This is a genomic window from Streptomyces sp. NPDC002787 (genome assembly GCF_053592095.1).
The window spans coordinates 168,419-193,522 of record NZ_JBSFVC010000011.1 but is presented as its reverse complement, the minus strand read 5'-3'; the positions used below and the strand labels follow the sequence as shown (position 1 = coordinate 193,522).

The window sequence follows — 25,104 nt, the reverse complement described above, 5'->3', positions numbered from 1 at the left end:
GGACCCGCGGCTGGGGGTCGAAGGGGCGCAGCCCCTGGATGGGAAACCCCTTAGGCCAGCTGGCGGCGGACCAGCTCGTGCAGCCGCCCGCCCGGGTCCGCCAGCAGCCGCGCCGGCGGACCCACTTCCGCCACCTTGCCGTCCTCCATCACCACCACCCGATCCGCGTCCATGACCGTGGACAGACGATGCGCGATGACGACGCGCGTGGCGTTCAGCGCGCGAGTGCTCTCGATGACCGTCCGCTGCGTCTCGTTGTCGAGCGCGCTCGTGGCCTCGTCGAAGAAGAGGATGCGAGGCCGCCGGATCAACGCCTGGGCGATCATCAGACGCTGGCGCTGACCGCCGGAGATCGCGCCGTTGCCCTGCACGATGGTGTGCAGACCCATCGGCATGCGCTTGATGTCCTCGGCGAGGCCCGCCATCTCGGCCGCCGCCATCGCCTCCTCGGGCGTGAACGGTTCGGTGCCGCAGATGACGTCCAGAATGGAGCCGGTGAACGGCTGGGCGTGCTGGAGCACGACACCGCACTGGCGGCGTACGGCGGACTGGTCGAGGGCGCCCAGGTCCTGACCGTCGTACAGGACACTGCCGGAGACCGGCTTGTCGAAGCCGATGAGCAGGCGCAGCAGAGTCGACTTCCCGCAGCCGCTCGGGCCGACGATCGCCACGAACTCGCCCGGCCCGATGTCGAAGGACACGTCGTCCAGCACCAACGGGCCGTCGTCCGCATAGCGGAAGGACAGCCGGCGGGCCTCGATCGCCCCGGTCAGGACACCGGGGCGGGTGCTCGCCGTGCGAACCTCCGGCGTCGCCTCCAGCACCGGCTTGATCTCCTCGAACAACGGCAGCACGGCCACCGCCGACACGAACGCGCCCGTGAGCTGGGTGACCGACGTCAGCAGCATCGTCACCGACGTGTTGAACGTCAGGAACTCCGCCGCCGACATCGACCCCCGTGCCGGGCCCGCCAGCAGCATGAACATCAGCAGGGTGCACAGAGGCAGGTACACCGCACCCAGCACCGTGTTGAGGTTCTTGATCCCGCCGACCTTCTGCTGCAGCTCCCGGCTGCGCGCGAACTCGCCCGCCCAGGCCGCGTACGCGTAGTTCTCGGCGGCCGCCACCCGCAGCTTCGGCAGGCCGCGCAGGGTCTGGAAGGCCTGGTTGTTCAGCTTGTTGCTCAGGACCACCAGACGGCGCTGCCAGCGGACCTGCCACAGGCCGAGGCCGAGGAAGACGGCGGCCACGACCACCAGCATGCCGATCGCCGCCAGGGCCATCGGGACGCTGTACCAGAGCAGCAGGGCGAGGTTCACGGCGCCGATCGTCACCGACTGGGCGACCACCGGGCCGACCCCGGCCAGGGTGCGGCGGATCGCGCTGATGCCCATGGCCGCGCTGGCCAGTTCACCCGTGGACCGCGACGCGAAGAACTTGGTGGGGAGCCGCAACAGACGGTCCCAGACCGCGGGTTGGAGGGTCGCCTCGATCCGGCCCTCCAACCGGAGGATCGTCAGGTTCTGGAGCAGCAGGAACGCGGCCGACACCACGCTCGCGAGCATGATCGCCAGGCAGACCTGCACGATCAGGCTCTCCTGCGCCTTCGGCACGTACTCGCCGAGGATCTTGCCCGTCGCGACGGGGACGAGTGAGCCGAGCACGACCGTCACCAGACCGCTGAGCAGCAGGCCCGTCATGTCGCCACCGGTGCCGTGCAGACTCCAGCGCATCAGACGCAACGGGGTCGGCACCCGTTCGGGCAGCGGCCGGTAGAACATCACGGCACGCGGTTCGAACTCCGCCGCGTTCGCCTTCTCGACCGGCGTCTCCCTCCCGGACGACGGCTGCACGGCCACATAGCCGCCGCGCCGCCACAGCAACGCCACGGGCGCGCCGGACAGGGCCCGGTGCCCGACCAGCGGACCCACGTTCTCCCGCCACCAGCTCCCGGTGAGGCGTACGGCGCGGACGCGGATCCGGGAGGCGAGCGCGATGCGCTCCACCGGGTCGAGCCGGTCGCTCTCGGTGCCGCTCTGCGCGGGCTCCGAGAGGATGATCCCCGCCGCCTGGGCGACGACCTTGCAGGCCGCATAGGTGGCGTCAGCGTCGGCGGCGGTCGTACGCCGGGCCGCGGAGGACTTGCCGATGGACGCGAGCAGCGTGCGGTCGGCCTGGGCGCGCACGGCCTCACCCGCCTTGATACCGGCGGCCGTACGGTCCTCGTGACTGCGCTCCAGCTGCTCGATCCAGCGGTCCAGCGTGGCCAGCAGCCGGTACTGCTGGTCGACCATGCTCTGCCAGACCCCCGGGTCCATCAGCAGATCGGCCGCGGCCTCCGCGCCGTACAGCGAGCCGTACTGGACGCTGCCGGGCGGCACCTGCATCCAGAACACGTCGTCGTCGGTGGGCGCGGCGGCCTGCTCGGTGGCCATCGGGGCCTGGAAGAGGATCGACAGGCCGCGGCCGACGCCCAGGGCGAGGGCGTATTCGAGGGGACTCGTCTGCGGGGGCACCAGCTGGGGGTTGCCCCATTCGTCGTACGACCACGTCTCGGTGCCGGCCTGCTGGTACAGCTCCCGCAGGCCGATGCGCCGGACCACGCAGTCGCGGAGCGGGCGGGCCACCAGCGTGTGCTGGGGTCCGGCGACCGGGCCGAGCAGCAGCGCGCCCGCTTCGAGGCGGCCCAGGTGGTGCCAGTGGCCCTGCTGGACGGCGTCGACGGCGAACAGGTCCAGCGCGCCGGAGGCCACCAGCCACAGGGTCTGGGGGCCTTCGAGGTCGAGGCGGGTGTGGCCGGTGCAGTCGAGGGGCGTGCCCATGGCACCGAGCGCACCGAGGACGAGGTCCCCCTCCACGGGTACGGACGTCATCTCACCGCTCCCTGACCAGCTGGGCGTACGCGCCGCCGCGTGTCACCAGCTCCTCGTGCCGGCCGCGCTCCACGATCGTGCCGTGCTGCAGGACGACGATCTCGTCGCTGTCGCGGACCGTGCTGAGCCGGTGCGCGATCACCACACAGGCGCAGCCGCGCTTGCGCAGGTTGTCCATGACGGTCAGCTCGGTCTCCGCGTCGAGCGCGCTGGTCACCTCGTCGAGGACGAGGATGCTGGGCCTGCGGACCAACGCCCGCGCGATCTCCAGACGCTGCCGCTGGCCGCCGGAGAAGTTGCGGCCGTCCTGCTCGACCCTGCTGTGGATACCGCCGGGCCGACGCGTCACCACGTCGTACAGGGCCGCGTCCCGCAGCGCCTCCACCACCGCCTCGTCCGGGATCGACGGGTCCCACAGGGCCACGTTGTCGCGGACCGTGCCCTCGAAGAGGAAGACCTCCTGGTCGACGAAGGAGACCGAGGCGGCGAGCGCGCCGCGCGGGATGTCCTCCAGACGCCGGCCGTCGATACGGATCACACCCTCCCAGGGGGTGTACAGACCCGAGATCAGCCGGGACACCGTCGACTTGCCGCTGCCGGACCCGCCGACCAGCGCCACCTGCCGGCCGGGGCCCACGGTGAGGTCGAAGCCGGTGAGCAGGGGTTTGTCGAGGGGGCTGTAGCCGAAGGTGATGTTCTCCAGCTCGACGTGGCCGTGCAGGCGGCGGGTGGACTCGACGGCGTCCGGGCGCGCGTACAGCGGGTCCGCCTGGAAGTTCTCCACGTCCTTGAGGCGGGCCACGTCGGCCGCGAAGTCCTGGATACGGCCCGCCACGCCGTTGAGGCGGGTGAGCGGCGCGGTGAACCGGGTGACCAGGGCCTGGAAGGCGACCAGGAGGCCGACGGATATATGGCCCTCGACCGCGCGCATGCCACCGATCCACAGGATCAGCGCGCTGTTGAGCGTGGCGAGGGTCGGGGCGACGACCCCCAGCCAGGCGCTCGGCACCCCGAGCCGCTGCTGCTCCTCCAGCGTGGTGGCGTGCTGCCCCGCCCACTTGCGGAAGTAGCCCTCTTCACCGCCGGTCGCCTTCATCGTCTCGATCAACTGGAGCCCGGTGTACGCCGTGTTGGTGAGCCGGGCGCTGTCGGCCCGCAGCTTCGCCGTACGCGTCGCGCGCAGCCGGATCACCACCCGCATCGCCACCACGTTCAGCAGCGCGACACCGATGCCGACGAAGGTGAGCTGCGGATCGTACGTGTAGAGGAGCACGGCGTAGAGGACGACCACGACGGCGTCCACACCGGCGGCCGCGAGATCGCGGGCCAGGGTCTCGGCGACCGCGTCGTTGGACTGCAGCCGCTGGACCAGATCGGCGGGGCTGCGCTGGGAGAAGAAGGTGACGGGCAGGCGGAGGAGGTGCCGCAGGAAGCGGGCGCTGGAGAGGGTGGAGGAGATCAGGCGGCCGCGCAGGAGGTTGGCCTGTTGCAGCCAGGTCAGCAGGACCGTCAGCACGACACACGCGCCCATCGACGCGAACAGCACGCCCAGCAGGGAGGTCTGCCCGCCGATCAGGAACATGTCGATGTAGGTGCGGCTCAGCGCGGGCACCGCCGCGCCGACCGCGACCAGGAGCAGGCTCGCGACGACGGCGGCCGGCAGGGTGCCGGAGGTGCCGCGCATCCGGGCGGGCATGGCGCCCAGGACGCCGGGCTTGCGACCGCCCCTCGTGAAGTCCTCGCCCGGCTCCATGACGAGGACGACACCGGTGAAGCTGGAGTCGAAGTCCTCCATGGGCACGAAACGGCGGCCCTTGCCGGGATCGTTGATGTGGACGCCGCGCCGGCCGAAGCGGCGCCCCATGCCGTCGTAGACGACGTAGTGGTTGAACTCCCAGAAGAGGATGGCCGGTGCCCTCACCTCGGCGAGGGCGGCCACGTCCATCTGCATGCCCTTGGCGGTCAGGCCGTAACCGCGGGCCGCCTTGAGGAGGTTGCTGGCACGCGAGCCGTCCCGGGAGACACCGCAGGCGATGCGCAGCTCCTCCAGCGGGATGTGCCGGCCGTAGTGGCCGAGGACCATGGCGAGGGAGGCGGCGCCGCATTCCACGGCCTCCATCTGGAGGACGGTCGGTGTGCGGACGGTCTTCTGGCTGCCCTTGGGCACCGGCCGCTTCCGCGGGGCGGCCTTGCGTCTGCCGCGTGCCGGTGGCCGCGCGGTGTCCTGGGATGCGGTCACGGGAGCAGCCCCTCGATGGATGAGGTCACGGGAGCAGCCAATCGATCGGACGCTCGTCGGCCATACGGATCGAGCCGGTGGCCATGGTCATGGAGGTCAGCCGGAACGGCGGTCCGTCCTGCGAGGACCACGCGTAGCCCGACTCGGTCGACGCCTTCCGGTCCAGCCGTACGGTGACGGCCACCGGCCGGCCCTTCTTGGTGAACTGTTCGCCGAGCTGGCTGTCCCCGAGGAACGCGCCGATCGACTGCGGGGTCTGCGCGGCGCGGTCCACCGTCTTCACATGGCCGCGCAGCACGCCGTACCGCTGGGTGGGCGCCGACTGCACGGTCAGGTCCACCTCGGCGTTCTCCGGGATCGAGGCGGCGTTCTCGGCGGGGACGTAGACCGTCGCGTAGAGCGGGTCGTCGGCGTCGGCGACCTTCTCGATGGCCGCGACATCGGCGCCGGTCTGGATGATCTGGCCGATCGTGGCGGCGAGCGCGGAGACACGGCCGGCCGCGACGGACCGTACGACGGTCTCGCCGTCGGCGGTGGCGACCTTCAGCACGGGGGACTTGGCGGGCAGCCGCTCGCCCTGCTTCGCGAGGACGGCGGTGACCTGTCCGGCGACCGGGCTCTGGAGCACGTAACTGCCCTGCCCGTGCGTGAGGACGGCGGGCGCGCTGACCGTGGACGCGACGGAGCCGGTGACGGCCCACACGGACGCGGCGGCCATGGCGACGACCGTCACGGACAGCACCAGCCAGCCCTGCGGGCGGGCGAAACGCACCGGGAGGTCGAGTTCCTCCGGTGACTGGAGTTTGGCGAGGGCCTGTTGGCGGAACTGCACGGGACTTCCCTCACCTGCGCACCAGGAGACAAAGGACTTCAGGGCGCCCGAGAGTCCCGGAACCTGTCAGGTGGTTCCGGGACTCAGCGGCGCCAGGGCTCGATCAGAGACCGGCGACCAGGCTCGTGACCGGGGCGGTGTTCAGCCCGGTGACACCCTCGACGGTGCCGACGGCCGTGTTGACCAGGCCGGAGACCGGGGCGATGCCGTCCACCAGGCCGGTGACGGTGCCGACGGCGTTGACCGAGAGGCCACCGGAGACGGCGTCGAGGGCGGCGTCCGAGATCTCGGCGGTCTCAACCTGGGGGGTGGAGTTCATGATGGAACTTCCCTTCGTATAGCTATTCATAAGGGGGGAGCGGCCCCCTTCTGGGGACAGAACGACGGCCGCGTACGTGGGTGCCCACTTCTCGTCTCCGAGAGCTTGGCGGCTCCCGCGGTGCGATGGATCAAAGCAGATCGCCGCCGCGCACCTCCAATCAACATGGGCTCCCACCTGGGCACTTGGTGACCATGACGGCTCATCCGTGCAGGCCTGCCCACGCCTTGGGGGCAGTTTCTTCACGCGGATCGCGGCATCGTCATACCTCGTTCATTGCCAGCCGGAAAACGAAATGGACAGTCCGCCTCAAAGGCACGGCGGGCAGGGGTGCCGGTGTGCAGATCCCTGGCCCGCCGTGACTTCGCTGAGCATTCGGTGTGGAGATTCGCTGAAGCCGGTTTTCCGGCCGACATGGAGGACGGACGGCTACCGGCCGGTGGCTGAATGTGTCGGACCGGAGTCGGGCCGGAGATGTCGGCGAACGCCGTCCGGCGGCCGAGCTCGTGAGCGCCGCCTCGACGAGCACGTCCTCACCCACGACGGCCAGCTGAAAGCTCGCCGACTGCTGGACCGTGGTGTGTGAGCGTCATGCGGACATCGTTCCCGCGGACCCGCGCGGGGGAGCGCGGGCACCCCGGCGGGCCGGCCCGGGCGGGAAGTCGTGAAATGGCACCCGAACGGGGGGCGTAGCGCACTTTGCGAAACGGAAGATCGAAATCTTTTTGCGGAGCGTTGAACACCCCATCGGAACCGTCCGTACCAACTGGCAACCAGGCGCCCCCAGTTCACCCGCCGGACGGCGGCACGGACCCCGTCCCCAGGAGGTCAAGAGTTGAGTCACAAACGAGCCACCAAGCGTAAGGCCTTCATAGCCGCAGGCGGAGTGGCGGCGATCGGGGCGGCGGCCCTCATCCTGCCCAACGCGATGGCGTCGCAGACGGAGTCGAAGGGCGCGGCCCCGAAGACGCTCGCCGCGAGTGACGCCGGGGATCTCGCCTCCCAGCTGCAGGAGTTGCTCGGCGACGCGTTCGCAGGCGCGTACTACGACTCGGGCGAGCAGCAGCTCATCATCAACGTCATCGACGGCCTCGAGATCGACGGTGACGACAACAACGTGATCATCCAGGCCCAGTCGGCCGGTGCGGAGGTCCGTGAGGTCGACAACAGCTGGTCCGAGCTCCAGAAGGGCGCGGCGACGCTGAAGGAGCAGGCGACCGTCCCGGGCACCGCCTGGGCGATCGACCCCCGCACGAACAAGATCCAGGTCACCGCCGACTCCACGGTCACGGGCGAGAACTGGGACACCATCGAGTCGACCGTCAAGTCGCTCGGCACGGGCATGGCGACCATCAAGAAGTCCGCCGGCACGTTCAAGCCCTTCCTCGAAGGCGGCGACGCCATCTTCGGTGGCGGCGCGCGCTGCTCGGCCGGCTTCAACGTCGTCAACGCCGAAGGCGCCCCGGCCTTCCTGACCGCCGGTCACTGCGGTGTCGCCGAGGCCGAGTGGTCCGAGGAGGAGGGCGGCGCCCCGATCGGCACGGTCGACGCCGCGACCGCCACGTTCCCCGGCGCCGGTGACTTCGCCCTGGTCAACTACAACGACCCGGCGACCCAGGCGGCCAGCACGGTCGACCTCGGCAACGGCCAGACGGTCAACATCAACGCGGCCGGCGAGGCCACGGTCGGCCTCCAGGTCTTCCGTATGGGCAGCACCACCGGGCTCGCCGACGGCCAGGTCACCGGCCTCGAGGCCACGGTGAACTACCCCGAGGGCACGGTCACCGGCCTCATCCAGACCAACGTCTGCGCCGAGCCCGGCGACAGTGGCGGCTCGCTGTTCACCGAGGACGGCCAGGCCATCGGTCTGACCTCCGGCGGCAGCGGCGACTGCACCGTCGGCGGCGAGACCTTCTTCCAGCCGGTCACCACCGCCCTCGCGGCGACCGGTGCGACGCTCGGCGACGCCGGCGCGGGCGCCGGTGAGGAGGCGGCCGGCGGTGCCGGTGACGCCGCGGGCGCCGGCGAAGAGGCTGACGGCGGTGCCGCCGCCGGTGCCGGCGAGGAAGGTGCCGCTGCGGCCGGGGCCGGTGAGGAAGAGGGCGCCGCTGCCGCCGGCGCGGGCGCGGAAGAGGCCGCTGCCGCCGGTGCCGGTGAGGAAGGTGCCGCTGCCGCCGGTGCGGGTGACGCGGGTGCGGCGGCCGGTGCCGGCGACGCCGCCGGCGCGGGCCATGAGCAGGAGCAGGGCATCGGCGACCAGGGTGTCGAGGAGCAGGGCACCGAGCAGTAGGACGCCACCGAAGAAACCAATACGTGGACGACGGCCCGGGATCAGCGGCCACTGACCCCCGGCCGAAGTCCCACGGCCCACTTGTCGGCCCCACCACAGCGGTTCCGGCCGACAGGTGGAACGGTCCGGCCCTCCGGCGGGAGGGCCGGACCGATTCGCGTCCAGAGGCAGGCCGCCCGATGGGGCGCAGCCCCACAAGGGGCGCGGGGAACCGCGCCACCAGCCACGACGCACCCGCAGTCGACGACAACCCCGAAAGGCGCGGCATCACCCGGCGGAGCCGGTCGCCCGAAGCAGCAACAACGCCACATCGTCGGCCCGCTCCTCCGCCGCCTCGATCTCCCGCACGAGACAGTCGGCCAGCGCGTCCAGTGACCGTTCTCCGGCCGCCGCCGCCGTCGCCAGCCGCTCCCCGAGATCCACCAGCGCGTCCTCGATGTCGACACCCGGCGACTCGATCAGCCCGTCGGTGTAGAGCGCCAGCACCGACCCCTCGGCCAGCGCCACCTCGGTCGTCGGATACGTCGCGGCCGCGTCGATGCCGAGCAGCGGACCGCCCGCGAGGTCCAGCACCCTCACCTTCCCGTCCGGCCGGCGCAGCAACGGCGGCGGATGCCCCGCCCGCGCCATGACGGCCGTCCCGTGCTCCGGATCGAGCCGTAGATACAGACAACTGGCGAACAGCTCCGAACCGAGGTCGATCAGCAGCCGGTTGGTGCTGCTCATCACCTCCTCCGGCGCCTGCCCGACCGTCGTGTACGCGCGGACCGCCGTCCGGATCTGTCCCATCAGCCCCGCCGCCGTCACGTTGTGCCCCTGGACGTCGCCGATCACGGCCGAGGCCCGCCCGTGCGAGAGCACCAGGTCGAAGAAGTCGCCGCCGATGTCCATGCCCCGGGTGGCGGGCAGGTAGCGGGAGGCCGCCTCGATCCCCGGGATCGACGGCAGCGAGTGCGGCAGCAGCGCCTTCTGCAGCCCGTGCGCCACCTGGTGCTTGGCGTCGTACAGCAGTGCCCGCTCCAGCGCCTGGGCGATGAGGCCGCTGAGGCTGGTCAGCACCGCGCGCTCGTCGGCCGGGAACGGATGCGGGTCCGCGTACCCGAGTACCCAGGTGCCCACCGGCCGCCCGGAGGCGATCAGCGGGAGATACGCCCAGGCGCCCAGTCCGTCGGGGGTGCTCTGCCGCATCGGATAGAGGTGCTCCAGCTGCTGCCGGGACTCGAAGAAGGCGGGCACCCCTGAGGTCAGGGCGTGGGCCCCGGGCGTCGGCGCGGTGAGCGGCACGCCGTCGAAGCGTTCCACGAGGTGCGGGTCCGCGTACCCGCGGTGCCCGAGCACATGCAGGCGCCCGCCGCGCGAGCCGAGCATCACCAGGGCCTGGCTGCCGATGGCCGGAACGATCTCGTCGGCGACCAGTTCCACCACGTCCTGCACGCCGATCGCCTCGGTGAGGGCGCTCGCGAGCGCCAGGACGTGGTTGATCGTCACCAGACGGCCCGTACCGTCGCCCTCCAGGCGCGCGGCGTGCTCGGCCTCGGCGACCGCGCGGGCCCGCGAGATCCGCACGCTCAGCCCGTTCGAACCCGGGTACAGCCGGAACGACAGCCAGTCGTTCGGCGGTTTCAGCGCCACGAACGACGTCACGTGCTGGCTCATCAGCGCGGCCCGGTACCGGTCCTCGTAGGCGGGATCGTTGAGCCACGGCACGGCCGCCCACAGCTGGGTGCCCAGCAGCCCGCTCACCGGGATGCCCAGCAGCTCCGCCGTGGCCGCGTTGGCGAAGGTGATCCGCCCGTGCAGATCGAGCGCGCACATCCCGTACGGCAGCCGCGCCACCATCCGCGCCGCCTCCACCGTGCCGAGCGTCCCGGCGACCGTGGTCGTCGACGGCGCCGACAGGTCCGGCTCGGGCAGCACCGGCCGGCCTTCCTCCTCCGCGCGCCGCAGCCGCATCGCGAGGCGGTCGCAGGCCGAGGTCAGCTGGTCGCGCTCGCGGTCGCTGAGCTCCGGCGGGTGCGAGCCGGGCCAGGTCAGGAAGACGGCGCCGTAGGTCGTGTCGCGGGTCGCCACCGGCAGCGCGGCCAGGGCGAAGGGGTAGGGCAGCACCATGGCCATCCGGGGATAGCGGCGGGCCATCTGCTCCTCGCCGTTGACCCACACCAGCCGCCGCCCCCGCACGGCCTCGGAGACCGGGACCGGCGCACTCAGCGACACCCGCTCCCAGGGCGCGGCGAACGACCTCGGCAGGCCCGCCATCACCGCCATCTCCAGGACCGGCTCGTCGGGCGTCAGCAGATACACGGCGCCGGAGTGGGCCCCTACGTCGTCCATCATCGCGGCCAGCGCCAGTGACAGCAGCGGATGGCCGACGCGGGCGGTCTCGACGGTCGTCCGCCCCCGGGACGCATGGACGTCGGACATGCCGACCACCTCCTCGCACGGCCACGCGACGGCCCCAGGGTCAAGGCTCCTCCTAGGCGGCCGCCCCCGCACGGCGAGCGCCGTGCCGCGGACGAATCGCCGTACCCCTTCTCGCCCGGCCCATGCCCCCTCGATGATGCGCGGACTCACGCACGGGCGCCGCGAGTGCGCCCCCACGCACCCCGTTGGCTGGTTCTTCGCGCCCGGGCGCGGTCGGGTCCGCCAACAATGGGCACGCGCTGAGGCGGAGGAAACGGCGGCCGGCAGGCGGAGGGGCGAACGTGATCCGGGTACTTCTCGTGCACGACGAGTGTCTGGTCAGGTCGGTGCTGGCGGAGTGGCTCCGCCAGGAACCCGACCTGGCGGTGTACCACACGCCCTGGCGCTCGGCGCCGGGGCGCGTACGGTCCCTGCGGCCCGACGTCTGCGCGGCGGACCTGGACTGCGCGGACGCGGTCGGCATCCAGCCCCTCGCCGACCTGCGCGGCGCGGGAGCCCCCGCCCCCGGGCTGGTGGTGCTCGCCCACGCGAGCAGACCCGGACTGCTCAAGCGCGCGGCCGAGGCCGGGGCCCTCGGGTACGTGGACAAGGAGGGCTCACCGCAGCGGCTGGTGTCCGCGATCCACGAGGTCGCCCGAGGGAAACGTTTCATCGACGACTCCCTCGGTTTCGGTTTCCTCAAGGCCGCCGAAATGCCGCTGACGCGCCGCGAGTTGAGTGTGTTGTCCCTGGCCGCCGAGGGTGCCTCAGTCGCCGAGATCGCCGGCAGCCTGCACCTTTCCCACGGGACCGTGCGCAACTACATGGCCGCCATCACCCGCAAGACCGGGGCGCGCAACAGGATCGACGCCATCCGGATCTCGCAGGGAGAGGGCTGGCTCTGAGGCACGCCCCGGCGGACGGCCGTCGAGGGGAGGCGCCGTCGCGGGCGACCAGGCGCCGACCAGGTCCCGGTAGAGCGGCGAGTGTGCCAGCAGCTCGTCGTGGTCCCCGTACGCGACGGACCGCCCGTCCATGACCAGCACCCGCTCCGCGCGCCGGGCCGAACTGACGCGATGGGCGACCACCACGAGGGTGGTCGCCGGTCGCCGGGCGAAGGCCCGCTCCGCGCGTTCCTCCGCCCGCGCGTCCAGGTGACAGGTCGCCTCGTCGAGGATCACTACCGACGCGTACGACAGATACGCCCGGGCCAGCGCGATCAGTTGCCGCTCCCCGGCGGACAGCGCGCCCGGGTCGACCTCGGCGGCCGGACCGCCGAGCCGGACCAGCAGATCGGTGAGCCCCACGGCCTCGGCGGCGGCCCACAGCTCCTCCTCGGGCACGGGTTTCGGCCGCAGCTCGCCGACGTTTTCCGCGAGGGATCCCCTGAAGACGTACGCCTCCTGCGGAATGAGCACCCGGTGTGCGCGGGATGTGACGCCCGGTACCGGCTGCCCACACAAGTGGACGGTGCCGCGCCGGGGGCGCAGGAGACCGGCGGCGAGCCCGGTGAGGGTGGACTTCCCGATGCCGCTCGGGCCTACGACGGCCAGGTGGGTGCCGTGGGGGAGACGGAGGCTGAGGTCGTCGATGACGGGGGTGCCGCGGGGGCCGTAGGCGAAGGTGACGCAGGAGAGGGTGAGGGCATCGGTGGTCGGGTGGGGTGGGGGAGCGGTGGCGGGACCGGCGTCGGAGGACGGGGGCCACGCCGGCGAGCCGTGTTCCGGCAGCGCGGGGCCTGCCGGGGCGTGTGCGGGCGCTGGGCTCTCGGGCGCGTCCGGCGGGACCAGCCTGCGCAGCACCACCGCCAGCCGGGAGCCGCTGGTGCCCAGACCGAGGACCAGGTTCTGGAGGGCGGGGAGGAGGGACTGGGTGACGTAGGCGAGGGCGCCGATCAGGGCCCCGGCGGTGACTCCGTGGTCGCGCAGCCAGGGGGTGGCGGCCAGCAGCAGGACGACGGGCAGTTGGCCGCCGATCGCCAGGGACGCGACGCGGACGACGCCCCAGCGGGCCAGCGAGCGCGCGGCCCGGTGCTCGGCTTCGACCAACCGGCCGGCGTCGGCGGCGACGACGTCCTCCGCGCCGGCCGCCGTGATGTCCCGCAGCCCCGGGCAGACGGCGCCCCAACGGTCGGCGAGGGCCTCGTCGGCGACGAGGAACTCCTCCTGCCTGCGGGCCAGGGGCCGGAGCGTCGCCAGGAAGAGGGTCACGCCGACGACCAGCGGGGGGCCCACCACGAGCAGCAGCGGCGGGGCCAGCGAGAACAGCCCGACGAGCGCCCCGGCGGCGGTGAACAGGAACGAGCGCGACACCATCACCAGGCCGGCGAAGGTGTCCCGGGCGATCTCCACCTGCTGGGTCAGCCCGGACAACGCCCCGCCGTCCGCCTCCCGCACCCCCCGCTCGACCACCCCCCGCACCAGCCGGTCCCGCAACGGCTCCACCAGCGCCGCCACACAGCCGTACACCCGCCCCGTCCCGAACGCCCCGACGGCCACGGCCCCCGCCCCGGCCCCGAGCCACCCCAGCCCGACGCCCACGTGCCCGGCCAGGAACCCGTCGTCGAGGGCCCGCGCCAGGGCGTACCCCATGAGGAAGGTCTGCCCCGCTTCGAGCACGGACCACAGGGCCAGCCGTACGACGACCCGCACACGGCGCCGCAGGAAGCGCAGGCCACGAGGGGCGAGGCCGCCCTTCGTCGGCCGCCTCATCGGCCGCCTCCGACCGGCCCACCGCACGTGCCCGTGTCGTCCTCCGCTTCGGCGCCACCCCCCGCGCCGAACAACTCCCGATACCCCGCCACCCCCCACAACTCCGCGTGCGGACCCACCGCCCGTACCTTCCCCTTCTCCAGCCACGCCACGGCGTCCGCGCGGGCGGCCGTCGCGGCCCGGTGGGCGACGACCAGACGGCTGCCGGTGGGGGTGGCGTGCAGGAGGGCCTCGGCGATGTGGTGCTCGGTGACGGTGTCCAGGCTGGAGAGGGCGTCGTCGAGGACGAGGAGACGGCTGTCGCGGGCGAACGCCCGGGCGAGGCCCAGGCGTTGGGCCTCGCCGCCCGACAGCGGGGCGTCGGCGCAGGGCGTGGCGTAGCCGTCGGGGAGGCGGCGGACGAAGGTGTCGGCGTGCGCGGCACGCGCGGCCTCCCGGATGCGGGCCGGGGAGGGGCGGGACGCACCGAAGGCGATCGTGTCCTCGATGGAGTCGCCGAGCAGGGCCGGGCGTTCGAAGGCGTGGGTGATCGCCCGGCGCAGCTCCCGGCGGTCCAGTGCGGGCAGGGGCACGCCGTCGAGCCGTACCTCCCCTTCGTCCGGGTCCGTCAGCCGCCCGGCGACCGCCGCGAGCAGTGACTTGCCCGCGCCCGAGCGTCCGACGACGGCGAGCGTGGTCCCGGCCGGGACCACGAGGTCGACGCCGTCCAGCACGGTCCGTCCACCCCGGCGGACGGTCACGCCGCGCAGCTCCAGCCGCCCCTGTTCGCAGGGGCTTGCCCCGTCCAGCCCGCGGTCGCCGTACGTCGTCGCCGGCTCGGTCAGCAGCTCGTCGAGCCGGGCGGCCGCCGCACGCGCGCGGACGAGGCCGGAGAGCTGCCCGACCAGGACGCCGACCCCCGCGGCCAGCACGACGTAGCGGGACGCGGCCAGCAACTCGCCCACGGACAGCTGCCGCCCGGCGAGCAGGACGCCCGCCGTGGCCACGACGCCGAGTTGCAGGAGCGGGGCCACGGCGGCCGCGCGCGCGGCGGCGCGTCCCTGGACGCGCCACATGCGGTGCCCCGCGCGGGAGAGTTCGGGCAGGGGGCGCAGGACACGGGCGACGGTCCGGTCGGCGGTCCCGGCGGCGGCGATCGTACGGAACCCGGCGACCGCCTCGGCGAGCCCGCCCGCGATACGGCCCTGGGCCCGCTGGTAGTGGGTCACACACGCGGAGGAGTCCCGGGCGAGCGCGCGCAGGAGGAGGGCGAGGAGCGGGGCGCCGCCCAGGAACACCGCCGCGAGCCAGGGGCTGATCAGCCCCAGCGCCACCACCGCGCCCACCGGTGCGGCCAGGGCGGCCACCAGCGCGGCGACCGTGGCGGGCGCGGTCCCCGCCTGGGCGGCGTTGCCGACGATCCGGGCCACCAGATCCCCCGGCCCGAACCGGCCGACGGCCCGGGGCCCCACGGCCAGCACATGCCCGACGAGCCGGTGGCGCAGCCACGCGGTGGCCCGGGCGCTCGTGGTTCCGCCGACCACGGTCTCGACCGCGTCCAGGACGGCGAGGGCGAGGACCAGCGCCGTGCACCACAGCACCCCGCGCGTGCCGTCCGGGTCGTCGGCCAGCAGCAGATCCAGAGCCCGGCCCAGCGCCAGTGGCAGCAACAGGTTCGCCCCCGTGGCGGCCACGGCCACGAGGGCCAGAACCGCGCAACGGGGGCCGGAGTGCCGGACGGTCGAGCGCAGCAGGGGAACGGACGTGGCGGCCGGGCCGGGGGCACCGGCTTCGATGAGGGTCGGCATACCCGTCCTGACGTGGGATGTCCGGGATGGCTGTGCCCCGGACGGCCCCTCCCCGGACAGGGAGAGGAGCCGTCCGGAGCGGTCGGCGCGACTCAGGTGCCACGCCGGTCCGACGGGACGCCCCGGACGCCATGGACGTCATGGACGCCGAGGACGCCCCGTGCGGGGCAGGTCAGAGGCAGAGCGTGATGCTCGCCGCGCTCACACAGGACAGCACGCTCAGGGAGCTGGGGCCGCCGGTGCCGGTCGTCTCGTCGGCTTCCATCGTCTGGAGGTCGAGCAGTGCCATGTCGATTCCTTTCGATCGGTGGCCCACACAGGGGCCCTTGGGGACGGAGGTGTCGCGTCACGACTCCGCCGGGCGGCGGAACCGCGTCATAGGGGCCGCCGTCGCGGCGGCAGGAACGGCAGGTGTGCCGGGGCGTCGTCGCAGGCGTGGGCCGCACCGAGCGCCAGCAGGCAGCCCGCCGTTCCGGTGGCGAGGTCCATGGAGAGCCGCATCAGGTGGTTTCCGGGGAAGGCCAGTTGCCCCTGGTACGGCATCGCGTGCCAGCCGAGCGCGGCGATCTGCTCCGCCAACCGCTCGCGCGGGGCACCGGTCCGGGCGAGGTGGAGAATCATGCCGGCGCGGCCCTCGAACAGCCCCGGTTGCGCGTAGAAGCGGTAGCCGGCGGCGGCGAGGATGCCCGCACGCACTCGCCTGAACTCGTCCGCTCCGGTGCCGGCCATCAGGTCCAGACAGTCGTCGAGCACCATCCCGACGCCCACGCTCCCGTCGCCGAGATACGGCATCGTCCGCCACCCTTCGTCGACGGCCAGCCCGCCGTTCTTCTGCTCGACCAGACACTCCAGGTCCTGGCGCAGCGCCTCGCGCGCCGCGTCGAGCAGCGCGTCGTCGCCCGTGACCTCGTACCGGCGCAGCAGGAACAGCGCGGGTCCGCTCGCGCCGCGCAGCAGGCCCGCGCGGCGGCGGGGCGGTGCCGTGCGGGGCTCGGCGAGGCGGCCGAGGAGCAGCCGCGCGGCCTTGGCCGCGTGCTCGCGCAGCTCGGACTCACCGGTGGTCCGCGCCAACTCGTCGAGTACCAGGCCGAGCCCGGCCAGACCGCCGCGCAGGTCGGACGACAGCCTGTGCCACTTCTCGGCGAGGATCCGCTCGGCCAGGTCCAGGGCCCGCTGCCGGTGTCCGAGTCGGTCCAGGGCGTACGCGACGCCCGCCAGCCCGTCGTACAGGCCGAGCGGGGTCCCGATCGGCACCGGGTCCGTGTGATTGAGCAGCCAGCGCTCGCCCTCCTCGTACCGCTCGGCGCCGGTCTCCGCGAGCGCGTACAGCACCCCCGCCGCGCCGTGCGCGAGTCCGAGGCCGCCCCCGTCGGAGAACTGGGCGACGTCCCCGGGGAAGAGCCGGTCGTCACGCTCCGGCGTGGCCGAGGCCAGGATCGCCTTGACCATCGAGTCCCGGCTGTAGGGCCAGTCGCTCGGTTCGGCGAGGGACCAGTCGGCGGGCTCGCCGGGGAGGAAGAGTGGCGAGGCGGGGGCCCCGCTCGGCGCGGAAGCGCCACGGGTGATCTCCGCGACCGCCTCGTCGAGGAATCCTCGCGGCACCTGCGGGAACTGCTCCGCGATCACCTCGGCCAGATGCGCGGCCTTCCCCCGGTCCACCACGAACAGCGAGGTGACCGGCAGGAACAGCGCGAGGCGCAGACAGGCGAGGGCGTAACGGTCGACGGCGGGGCCGGTGCGGTCCTGGGGGGCCAGGAAACCGGGGTGGGCGACGATCTGGCGGCCGTTCTCCTCCGCCGGTGCCGCCGCCTCGAAGTCCAGCAAGGACACCGACCGCTCGTCGGGCGCGACCATGATGTTGAAGACGTGCAGATCGTTGAAGACGACTCCGCGCGCGTGCACGGCCTCGACCGCCTCCTCGACGGCTCGGTGGACGCGTAACGCCCAGGCCGTGTACGCGGCGACCGCGCCCGGCTCGGGGTCCGACGCGAGCAGCGGATGCCGTTCGGCGACGTACGAGTTGAGCGGGCGGCCCTCGACGAAGTCCATCACGAGGAAGCGGTGGTCGCCGAGCGTGAACCAGTCACGCACCTCGGGCACGACCCCCAGCCCCGCCAGCCGCTCCAGCGCGGCCTTCTCCCGCTCCAGCCGGGTCACCGCGTCGGCCCCGTCGGCGGCCAGCCCGGCGTGCGGGCGCCCCTCCTTCAGGACGACCTCGCGGCCGTCTCGGGTGTCGGTGCCCACGTACACCCCGCCGCCGTTCGAGAAGTGCAGCGCCTTCTCGATGCGGTACGGCAGATCGCCGACCGTGGTGGTGTTGCGGGCCGCGAGCTGCGGTTCCAGGAACGCGGGCAGCGTCACCCATTCGGGGACATGGAACGTCGGCTTCCGCTGGTCCGGCACCAGCGTCCCCTCGCCGTCGCGGACGGCCGGGACGAGCGTGCCGCGCTCGTCGACCACGAAGGAGCGGGCGAAGGCGCCGTAGCGGACATACAGGGGGCCGTCGTTCCAGCGCAGGTCGGTGAGGATGTACGGGCCGTCGAACCCTTCGAGGAGCTCACCCAGCTCGCGCAGGACGAGACGCAGCTGCTCCTCGTCGGCCGGGTAGACCGTCACGAACTTGCCGCTGGTGTCGCGGGCCGCGTACTTGGCGTTGCGCAGGTGCAGCAGATGCGGGCCCGGCACGAACTTGAACGGGATCAGCCGGGGCACGCAGTAGTCCCACACGATCGCCGCGATCCGGTCCGCGTTCGCCCGGGTGGCGGAGGCGTGCACCTTCCATCCCTGGGTGGGTCCGGGACGGGGCCGCCCGCCGTCGTCGACCGGGGTCAGCGTCAGCCAGTCCCCGATCCGGGCGGCCCGCCAGCCCTCTGGGACCGCGCGCCGGGCCGTCTCGTAGCCGGGTGCCGCCGTGTCGGCGCCGTCACCGGCCGACAGCCGGTCCGGCGTCTCGTAGAAGTGTCTGTCGGCGAGCGCGTACGCCTCGTACCGCTTGTCCATGCGCGTCCCCCGGGTCGTGTGCCGTCGCTGCCGTCGCCCCCTGGGCCGGGTCACGACGAGCCTTCCAGCCCACCGGGGTGCCCGACAGTCACGGCTGTCACCAGAAACCCGTCACGCGTGTCACGCGCTCACCGTGCGGAACGCACGCGTAAAGACTTGTTCGGTCCCTTTCGATCCCGGGCGGGCGGAAGGGGCGGCCCGAGCTCTTCGTGGAACGGTCGCAGGGGCTGCGCGAGCGTGCCGGAAGCGTTGTAATTGCGGACGTGGTCAGTGAGGGCGCACCAGAACGCGGCACGAGGTCGCTGCGTGCCGAGCTTGCCCTCCAGATGCTCACCGGCGATCTCGATCCGCACGAGCGGCTCCACGCCATCCTCGAACAGGTGCTCGTCTTCACGAGTGCGACCGTCGCCGCCGTGTACATCCCGGACGGTGAGGGCGATCTGCTCTCCCTGGCCGGCTCGGCCGGCGTACCGAGGACCCTGTACGGGCTCCGCGACAGCTACCCGGCGTCCGGGAGCGCCCCCGTCGCCGAGGCGTGCCGCTCGGGCCGGCCGGCCTGGCTGGGCTCCGGCGATCTCCACCAGGACGCCGATGTCCGGCGCGCACACGCCGAGGACTTCTCGCTGGGCGTGCTGCCGCTGCGCGAGCGGGGCTGTCTGGTCGCCGTCGGTGACGGTCCGGACGGTTTCGACACCGAGGACCGGCAGTGCCTCGACCTGCTCGCCGAGGCGGTCACCAGCGCCGCCCCCGCCCCGCCGGCTGGGCCCGGTGCCTCGTTCGACCTGGCCATGGACACCGGACGGGTCGAGGTCGAGGGCGAGTTGCTGGAACTGTTCGGGATGGGCCCGGACGACTTCGACGGCCGGGTCGAGACCCTGCTCGCGATGACCGTGCCCGAGGACCTGCCCGCGCTGATGTCCGTCGTGGAGGCGGACCACATGTCCATCGGCGACCGCGAGCTGGAGTTCCGCATCCTGCTCCCCTCCGGCGAGCAGAAGTGGCTGCGGCTGCGCGGCCGGATTCTCCCCGGCAGCCCCGGCGACCCGGCCCGACCCGCCCGCCTCGTGGGCACCGTCGCCGACGCCTCCACCGTGCGCACCGGGCGAGGCGACGTCGCCCGCATCCAGCGCCTCGCCGCCTCCCTGGCCACCGCCGGCACCGTCCGCGACGTCAGCCAGGCCGTGGTCACCGCCCTGCGCAAACCGCTCCACGCCGACCGGATCGCCCTCGCCGAACTGGAGGGCGACCGCCTGGTCGTCACCGTCCTCGACCCGCCGCAGCCGGAGGACTGGCCCGAGGTGTGGCGCTCCGAATGGCGCTACGAGTGGCCGGACGCGCCGGTGCGCACCATGCCGACCCTCGCCGCCGCCCTGCGCGAGGGCCGCGCCGCCATCTGGCCCGCCGGAACGGCCCTGGAGCCCGCCCTCGCCGAAGTCGGCCCCGGCGGCCTGGCCGTCCTCCCGCTGCCCGCCGGTGGCCGTATGGCCGGGGCCTGTCTGATCGGCTGGGACACCCCGCACGACTTCGGCCCCGAGGAACGCGCCCTGCTCACCGCCGCCGCGGGCCTCGCCGGGCAGGCCCTGATGCGCGCCCACGCCTTCGACGCCGAGCACGAACTCGTCGGCATGCTCCAGCGCACCCTCCTCCCGCGCCGCCTGCCCCAGCTGCCCGGCGCGGTCGCCGTCGCCCGCTATCTGCCCACGACCGCCGGGCTCGAGGTCGGCGGCGACTGGTACGACGTCATCCCGCTGCCCGACAACCATGTGGCCCTCGTCATCGGCGACGTCCAGGGCCACAACGCGGGCGCCGCCACCCTGATGGGCCAGATGCGCACCGCCCTGCGCGCCTACGCCGTGGAAGGGCACCCCCCGGACGTCGTCGTCTCGCACGCCAACCGGCTCCTCATGGACATGGAGACCGACCTCTTCGCCACCTGCTGCTACGTCGACATCGACATGGAGGAGGGCTCCGCCTGGTACGTCCGCGCCGGACACGTCCCGCCCGTGGTGCGTCACCCGGACGGCACCACCGAGATCAGCGAGGCGGAGGGCGGGCCGCCGCTCGGCGTCGTCATGCGGGCCGACTTCCCGATGAGCCCGCTGCGTCTGACCCCCGGCACCGTGCTCGCCCTCACCACGGACGGCCTCGTCGAATCCGCCGACCTCGACGTCGAGGACGGACTGGACCAGCTCGCCGACGGGCTCTCGGCCTCCGACCCCGCCCACCTCGGTGCCGTCGCCGACACCCTGCTGGCCGGCGCCAACCGCGACGACGACGTGGCCCTGCTCCTCATGCGCTACGACGGCATGACCCTGCGTCCGCAGCGCGAGAACTGGACCGTGTGGCGCGTCCCCCAGGCGGTCGGCCAGGCCCGCCGCTACACCCGGCGCGTCCTGCGCGCCTGGGGCGTCGAGGCCGAGGCCGACACCGTGCTCCTCGTCGTCTCCGAACTCGTCACCAACGCCCTCGTCCACACCGACGGCCGGGTCCGCCTCGACCTCACCCTCCTGGCCGACCGCCTCCGCGTCGCCGTCGCCGACGCCTCCCCCCGCACGCCGATGAAGCCCACCATCATCGGCTGGGAGGCCACCGGCGGCCGCGGCATCCTCCTGGTCGAGGCCGTGTCCACGGCCTGGGGCACCGTCCCGGTCAGCGGCGGAAAGCAGGTCTGGGCGGAGATCCCCATCGGCTGAGCCGAGGGCGGTGGCAGCCGCGGTCGGGGTGGGCCCGACGGTCTCCCACACTCGGGCACGGCGGCCGTCGGCTACCCGCTCGGCCCGCTCGTCCGATGCCGCCCGGCCGGGCCGGCCAGCGCGTCGACGGTCGCGGCGAACAGCCACGGCAGCCGCTGTGCCAGCGGCACCAGCGCCGCGCGAGCGGGGGGCACCCGCGTCGTGCCGAGCAGCGCGTGCGTCAGCCAGCGGTAGCGCCGTGTGAGCCGGCGCCACTCCCGTTCGTAGCCCACCACGTCACCGCTGGTGACGGCCCGGATTGCCGCCGACGCCTGGGCCAGCGCCAGCGCGATGCCCTCACCGGTCAGCGCGTCGACGTAGCCGGCGGCATCGCCGACGAGCAGCACCCGGCCGGCGGTGCGCGCGCTCGTGGCCTGGCGGAGCGGGCCCGCCCCGCGCACCGGTCCGGCGTGCGCGGCCCCGGCCAGCCGCTCCCGCAGTTCGGGGAAGGCGGCGAGGTGGTCGTCGAACGACCCCCGGGCCGCGGTGAGCACGGCGACGCCCACGAGGTCGTCGGCCACCGGGGTCACGTAGGCCTCCGCGCTCGGGGCCCAGTGCACCTCGACGTGGTCGCTCCAGGGGGCGAGCTCGTAGTGGCGCCGCAACCCGTGTCGCGGGCGGGCCCGGCGCGGCCGGTCGAGCCCCAGGGCCCGGCGGATCGGCGAGTGCAGGCCGTCGGCCGCGACGAGGTGGCCGGCACGCGTGCCGTCGACCAGCACACCGTCCTCGTCCTGCTCGACGCGGTGCGCGGTGCGCTGATCGACCCGTACGCCCGCGGCGAGCACCCCCTCGCGCAGCGCCGCGTGCAGCGTCGTACGACGTACCCCCCGGCCCGGGCCCGCCGCGAAGTCGGCATCGACCCGGCGCGGTCCGGCCACGTAGCGGATGCCGCGCAGGTCGCGCCCGGGCGGGCGCAGGCCGAGCGCCGCCAACGCGGCGACGGCGCCCGGCATCAGTCCCTCGCCGCACGCCTTGTCGACCGTGCCGGCGCGTTGCTCCCACACGGCGACGTCGAGGCCCGCCCGGGCCGCGTGCAGGGCCGTGGCCAGGCCGGCCGGCCCCCCGCCGACGACGAGCAGGTCCATGTGCGTCTCCTTCAGGCCAGTTGTGCCAGGGCGGCGTCCTCGGCGCGGATGCGGGTGGCGAGCAGGAACCCGTTCAGCGTGGTGAAGACGACCGCCGTGACCCAGGCCGAGTGCACCAGGGGGAGCGCGAGCCCCTCCACGACGACGGCGAGGTAGTTGGGATGCGGAATCCAGCGATAGGGGCCGCCCGTCACGCGCGCGGCGCCCGGCACGACGATCACCCGGGTGTTCCACTGCCGTCCCAGGGTGGCGATGCACCACCAGCGCAACGCCTGCGAGGCCGCGACGAGGGCGAGCATGGTCCAGGCGAGGACCGCCACCGCGTCCGGCCGGCGCGTCCACACCTCCACGAGCGCGCCGACGAGCAGGCCCGTGTGCAGGACCACCATGAACGGGTAGTGCCCCCGCCCGGCCTCCACGCCGCCCCGCGCGAAACTGAGGGCGGCGTTGCGCCGGGACACGACCAGCTCGGCGACCCGCTCCAGGCCGACTGCCAGGACCAGGACGGTGAACACGACCTCGCTGGTCACCGCCCACCACCCGGAGCGCGCAGGAGCACGAACTCGGAACAGAAGCCCGGGCCCATGGCGAGCATGAGCCCGTGGGAGCCGGGCGTGGGCGGACGCTCGGCGAGCGTGTCTGCCAGGACGTGCAGCACCGAGGACGAGGACAGGTTGCCGATCCGGCGCAGCGAGTCCCAGGTCATGGCCAGGGCGTCCCGCTCGACACCGAGGGCGTCCTGCAGCGCTTCGAGGACCTTGGGGCCGCCGGGGTGCGCCACGTACCAGCCGAGGTCGTCGCGTGTCAGCCCGTGGTCGGCGAGGAAGCCGCGGACGTCCTCGCCGATGTGACGGCGCACCAGGTCGGGGACCGAGGGGTCGAGCACGATCTTCAGCCCGCCGGAGCCCACGTCCCAGCCCATCATGCGCTCCGAGTCGGGGTAGAGACGGCTGCGCGACGCGAGGACCTCGGGACGAGCAGGGGCGTCGGACCGCGCCAGCGGGTGCTCGGTGCCGACGGCGACCACCGCCGCGGCGCCGTCCCCGAACAGGCCGCCGGCCACGAGGTTGGCGACCGAGGTGTCGTCGCGCTGCAGCGTGAGCGAGCACAGCTCGACCGACATCAGCACCGCGACCCCGTCCGGGCGGCCGCGCAGCAGGTCGTGCAGGCGGGCGACACCGGCCGCCCCCGCCACACAGCCGAGGCCGACGAGGGGCAGGCGCACCACATCGGGCCGAAGCCCGATCTCCGCCGCGACGCGGGCCTCGAGCGAGGGGACGGCCAGGCCGGTCACCGTGCACGACACGATGTAGTCGACGTCGGCCGGTGTGAGGCCGACGCCCTTGAGCGCGTCCACCACCGCGCGGGCGCCGAGTTCGACGCCGGCCCGGATGAAGACGTCGTTCGACTGGCCGAAGTTCTCGAGCCGGCCGTACGCCTCCAGCGGGAGCACGGTGTGCCGGGTCTCGACACACACGTTGCGGTGCAACCGTTCCACGACGCCGTGTGGGGCCGTGTCCTTGCCCAGCATGGTGGTGAATAACTCGGTGATGTCCTCCTGCCGGTGGCGGTGCTCGGGCAGGGCGCCGTGAACGCCGATGATGCGCATGGCCATGCTGGCTCCTAGGGCTGGACTGGCGGGCCGGCGGACTGGTCGGCGGCCGGGACGCACGGCCCGGCACCCACCGCCGGGCGGCCGGGCGCCCGGCGGTGGGAGGGCGAAGGGGCTGGATGAGGGCGTCATCGGTCGGCCGCCACGAGCAGGACGACGTCGAGCAGGGCGATGGCCACCGCGGCCCGGAAGGGAGTACGGGCGCGGGCGACCAGCGTGAGCAGTGCCAGGACCGTCACCAGCGCGAGGACCGCCCACCCCCACACCGGGGGCGTTCCCGCGGGACCGAGCACGGCGAGCAGCGAGGCGGCGGGCAGCAGCACGGCGGCGAGGACGCGAGAGCGGCGTTCGCCGATCCGGTGCGGGAGGCCGCGGACGCCGGTACGTTCGTCGTCGGCGAGGTCGGGCAGCGTGTTGAGCAGGTGCGCCCCGACACCGAGCGTGGCGCCGGCGCAGGTCATCCACAGCGGTGCCCAGCCCCGGGCGGGGTCGGCGAGGGTGACGACCGAGGGCAGCGTCCCGAAGGCGCAGGCGTACGGCGCCCAGGACCACGCCGTCGCCTTGAGCCCGAGGTTGTAGGCGTGGCCCGCACCGGTGGCAAGGGTGGCGTTGACCAGCGCGCTGCGCCAGTCGGCCAGCGCGGACAGCACGAGACAGGCGAGTGCGGCCACGACCAGCGCCGGCACCACCCGGCCGACCGGCAGGGCGCCGACGGCCAACGGCTTGTCGGTGCGACCGACGGCGCGATCGCGACGCAGGTCCAGCAGGTCGTTGCCCCAGCCGATCGTGAGCTGGCCGGTGAACACCGCCGCGGTGACGGCGACGGCGTCGAGCGGGCGCAGCCCGGCGCGGAGTGCGAGCAGACCCGTGACGGCGGTGACCGCGAGGGCGGGCCCGCCGTGGGCGGCGACGAGCAGCGCGGGCATGGACGGCGATCCGGGGCGCGCCGGGACCGCGCGGGTGGTCACGGGCATCGCGGCACCCCGACCGGCCCGGGACGGCTCGTGGCCACGAGCACGCCGGACATCGTGCGCGGGCAACGCCTCGGCGGGGACGCCGTACCGGAACAGGCGCAAAGGAGCGCCGCGCACCCCGCGCCTCCGCGGCGTGCCGGCTGTACGGCGAGTCCGGCGCCCCAGCCGATGGTTCCCGTCGCACACGTGGTCATCGGGGACATGCAGGATCGCTGCCACGTCGCCCGCCCGCCCACACGAGGCACTCCGG

15 protein-coding genes and 1 pseudogene are annotated in these 25,104 nt (G+C 73.5%); 3 read left to right on the top strand and 13 right to left on the bottom strand.

Annotated features, from left to right (window positions below):
- Positions 1–50: 50 nt before the first annotated feature.
- The 4 genes from ACWD26_RS17365 to ACWD26_RS17350 all read right to left on the bottom strand — a co-directional run bounded on the left by ACWD26_RS17365 (position 51) and on the right by ACWD26_RS17350 (position 6,263).
- Positions 51–2,873, bottom strand: a complete 2,823-nt coding sequence (locus tag ACWD26_RS17365; protein ID WP_451270833.1) for an NHLP bacteriocin export ABC transporter permease/ATPase subunit — start codon at positions 2,871–2,873, stop codon at positions 51–53.
- Position 2,874: 1 nt separating this feature from the next.
- A complete protein-coding gene (locus tag ACWD26_RS17360; RefSeq protein ID WP_451270997.1) occupies positions 2,875–5,040 on the bottom strand; it encodes an NHLP family bacteriocin export ABC transporter peptidase/permease/ATPase subunit in 2,166 nt (721 codons plus the stop codon).
- Between the two features lie 97 nt (positions 5,041–5,137).
- Entirely contained in the window at positions 5,138–5,944 is an 807-nt protein-coding gene (locus ACWD26_RS17355; protein ID WP_451270831.1) for an HlyD family efflux transporter periplasmic adaptor subunit, read from the bottom strand.
- Between the two features lie 103 nt (positions 5,945–6,047).
- Complete coding sequence (locus tag ACWD26_RS17350) at positions 6,048–6,263, bottom strand: hypothetical protein (protein WP_033528587.1); 216 nt, start codon at positions 6,261–6,263, stop codon at positions 6,048–6,050.
- Positions 6,264–7,149: 886 nt separating this feature from the next.
- Between ACWD26_RS17350 and ACWD26_RS17345 the strand changes: the two genes are divergently transcribed.
- Positions 7,150–8,553, top strand: coding sequence for a S1 family peptidase (locus ACWD26_RS17345; RefSeq protein ID WP_451270995.1), 1,404 nt, complete (start codon positions 7,150–7,152; stop codon positions 8,551–8,553).
- Positions 8,554–8,820: 267 nt separating this feature from the next.
- Here the strand turns inward: ACWD26_RS17345 and ACWD26_RS17340 are convergent, their stop codons facing one another.
- On the bottom strand, positions 8,821–10,974 hold the full coding sequence (locus tag ACWD26_RS17340; protein ID WP_451270829.1) for a SpoIIE family protein phosphatase: 2,154 nt from the start codon (positions 10,972–10,974) through the stop codon (positions 8,821–8,823).
- Positions 10,975–11,255: 281 nt separating this feature from the next.
- Here ACWD26_RS17340 and ACWD26_RS17335 point away from each other — a divergent pair.
- Positions 11,256–11,774, top strand: a pseudogene (locus ACWD26_RS17335) (response regulator); the annotation flags it as partial.
- Here the strand turns inward: ACWD26_RS17335 and ACWD26_RS17330 are convergent.
- The 4 genes from ACWD26_RS17330 to lanKC form a co-directional block, all read right to left on the bottom strand.
- Positions 11,721–13,664: an ATP-binding cassette domain-containing protein gene (locus tag ACWD26_RS17330; RefSeq protein ID WP_451270827.1), complete on the bottom strand. Its 1,944-nt coding sequence runs from the start codon at positions 13,662–13,664 to the stop codon at positions 11,721–11,723. The pseudogene ACWD26_RS17335 and the gene ACWD26_RS17330 overlap by 54 nt on opposite strands.
- Positions 13,661–15,451, bottom strand: a complete 1,791-nt coding sequence (locus ACWD26_RS17325; protein WP_451270825.1) for an ATP-binding cassette domain-containing protein — start codon at positions 15,449–15,451, stop codon at positions 13,661–13,663. The genes ACWD26_RS17330 and ACWD26_RS17325 overlap by 4 nt, the downstream gene beginning before the upstream one ends.
- Before the next feature lie 172 nt (positions 15,452–15,623).
- Positions 15,624–15,740, bottom strand: coding sequence for a SapB/AmfS family lanthipeptide (locus tag ACWD26_RS17320; protein ID WP_005483995.1), 117 nt, complete (start codon positions 15,738–15,740; stop codon positions 15,624–15,626).
- A gap of 86 nt (positions 15,741–15,826) precedes the next feature.
- Complete coding sequence (lanKC, locus tag ACWD26_RS17315) at positions 15,827–18,451, bottom strand: class III lanthionine synthetase LanKC (protein WP_451270823.1); 2,625 nt, start codon at positions 18,449–18,451, stop codon at positions 15,827–15,829.
- A gap of 263 nt (positions 18,452–18,714) precedes the next feature.
- Here lanKC and ACWD26_RS17310 point away from each other — a divergent pair, with 263 nt between their 5' ends.
- Positions 18,715–21,144, top strand: a complete 2,430-nt coding sequence (locus ACWD26_RS17310; protein WP_451270821.1) for a SpoIIE family protein phosphatase — start codon at positions 18,715–18,717, stop codon at positions 21,142–21,144.
- 71 nt (positions 21,145–21,215) lie between these two features.
- Here the strand turns inward: ACWD26_RS17310 and ACWD26_RS17305 are convergent, their stop codons facing one another.
- From ACWD26_RS17305 to ACWD26_RS17290, 4 genes are all read right to left on the bottom strand, one after another.
- Positions 21,216–22,268, bottom strand: coding sequence for an FAD-dependent oxidoreductase (locus tag ACWD26_RS17305; protein WP_451270819.1), 1,053 nt, complete (start codon positions 22,266–22,268; stop codon positions 21,216–21,218).
- Between the two features lie 11 nt (positions 22,269–22,279).
- Positions 22,280–22,798, bottom strand: a complete 519-nt coding sequence (locus ACWD26_RS17300) for an isoprenylcysteine carboxyl methyltransferase family protein (protein WP_451270817.1) — start codon at positions 22,796–22,798, stop codon at positions 22,280–22,282.
- Entirely contained in the window at positions 22,795–23,883 is a 1,089-nt protein-coding gene (locus ACWD26_RS17295) for a type III polyketide synthase (protein ID WP_451270815.1), read from the bottom strand. Before ACWD26_RS17295 ends, ACWD26_RS17300 begins: the two co-directional genes overlap by 4 nt.
- 125 nt (positions 23,884–24,008) lie before the next feature.
- Complete coding sequence (locus tag ACWD26_RS17290; protein WP_451270813.1) at positions 24,009–24,854, bottom strand: UbiA family prenyltransferase; 846 nt, start codon at positions 24,852–24,854, stop codon at positions 24,009–24,011.
- Between the last annotated feature and the right edge of the window lie 250 nt (positions 24,855–25,104).

Coding starts and splice junctions, on each gene's coding strand:
- ACWD26_RS17305 (WP_451270819.1), bottom strand. CDS start 22,268: ATGGACCTGCTCGTCGTCGGCGGGGGGCCGGCCGGCCTGGCCACGGCC.
- ACWD26_RS17295 (WP_451270815.1), bottom strand. CDS start 23,883: ATGGCCATGCGCATCATCGGCGTTCACGGCGCCCTGCCCGAGCACCGC.
- lanKC (WP_451270823.1), bottom strand. CDS start 18,451: ATGGACAAGCGGTACGAGGCGTACGCGCTCGCCGACAGACACTTCTAC.
- ACWD26_RS17350 (WP_033528587.1), bottom strand. CDS start 6,263: ATGAACTCCACCCCCCAGGTTGAGACCGCCGAGATCTCGGACGCCGCC.
- ACWD26_RS17320 (WP_005483995.1), bottom strand. CDS start 15,740: ATGGCACTGCTCGACCTCCAGACGATGGAAGCCGACGAGACGACCGGC.
- ACWD26_RS17325 (WP_451270825.1), bottom strand. CDS start 15,451: ATGCCGACCCTCATCGAAGCCGGTGCCCCCGGCCCGGCCGCCACGTCC.
- ACWD26_RS17290 (WP_451270813.1), bottom strand. CDS start 24,854: ATGCCCGTGACCACCCGCGCGGTCCCGGCGCGCCCCGGATCGCCGTCC.
- ACWD26_RS17330 (WP_451270827.1), bottom strand. CDS start 13,664: ATGAGGCGGCCGACGAAGGGCGGCCTCGCCCCTCGTGGCCTGCGCTTC.
- ACWD26_RS17340 (WP_451270829.1), bottom strand. CDS start 10,974: ATGTCCGACGTCCATGCGTCCCGGGGGCGGACGACCGTCGAGACCGCC.
- ACWD26_RS17365 (WP_451270833.1), bottom strand. CDS start 2,873: ATGACGTCCGTACCCGTGGAGGGGGACCTCGTCCTCGGTGCGCTCGGT.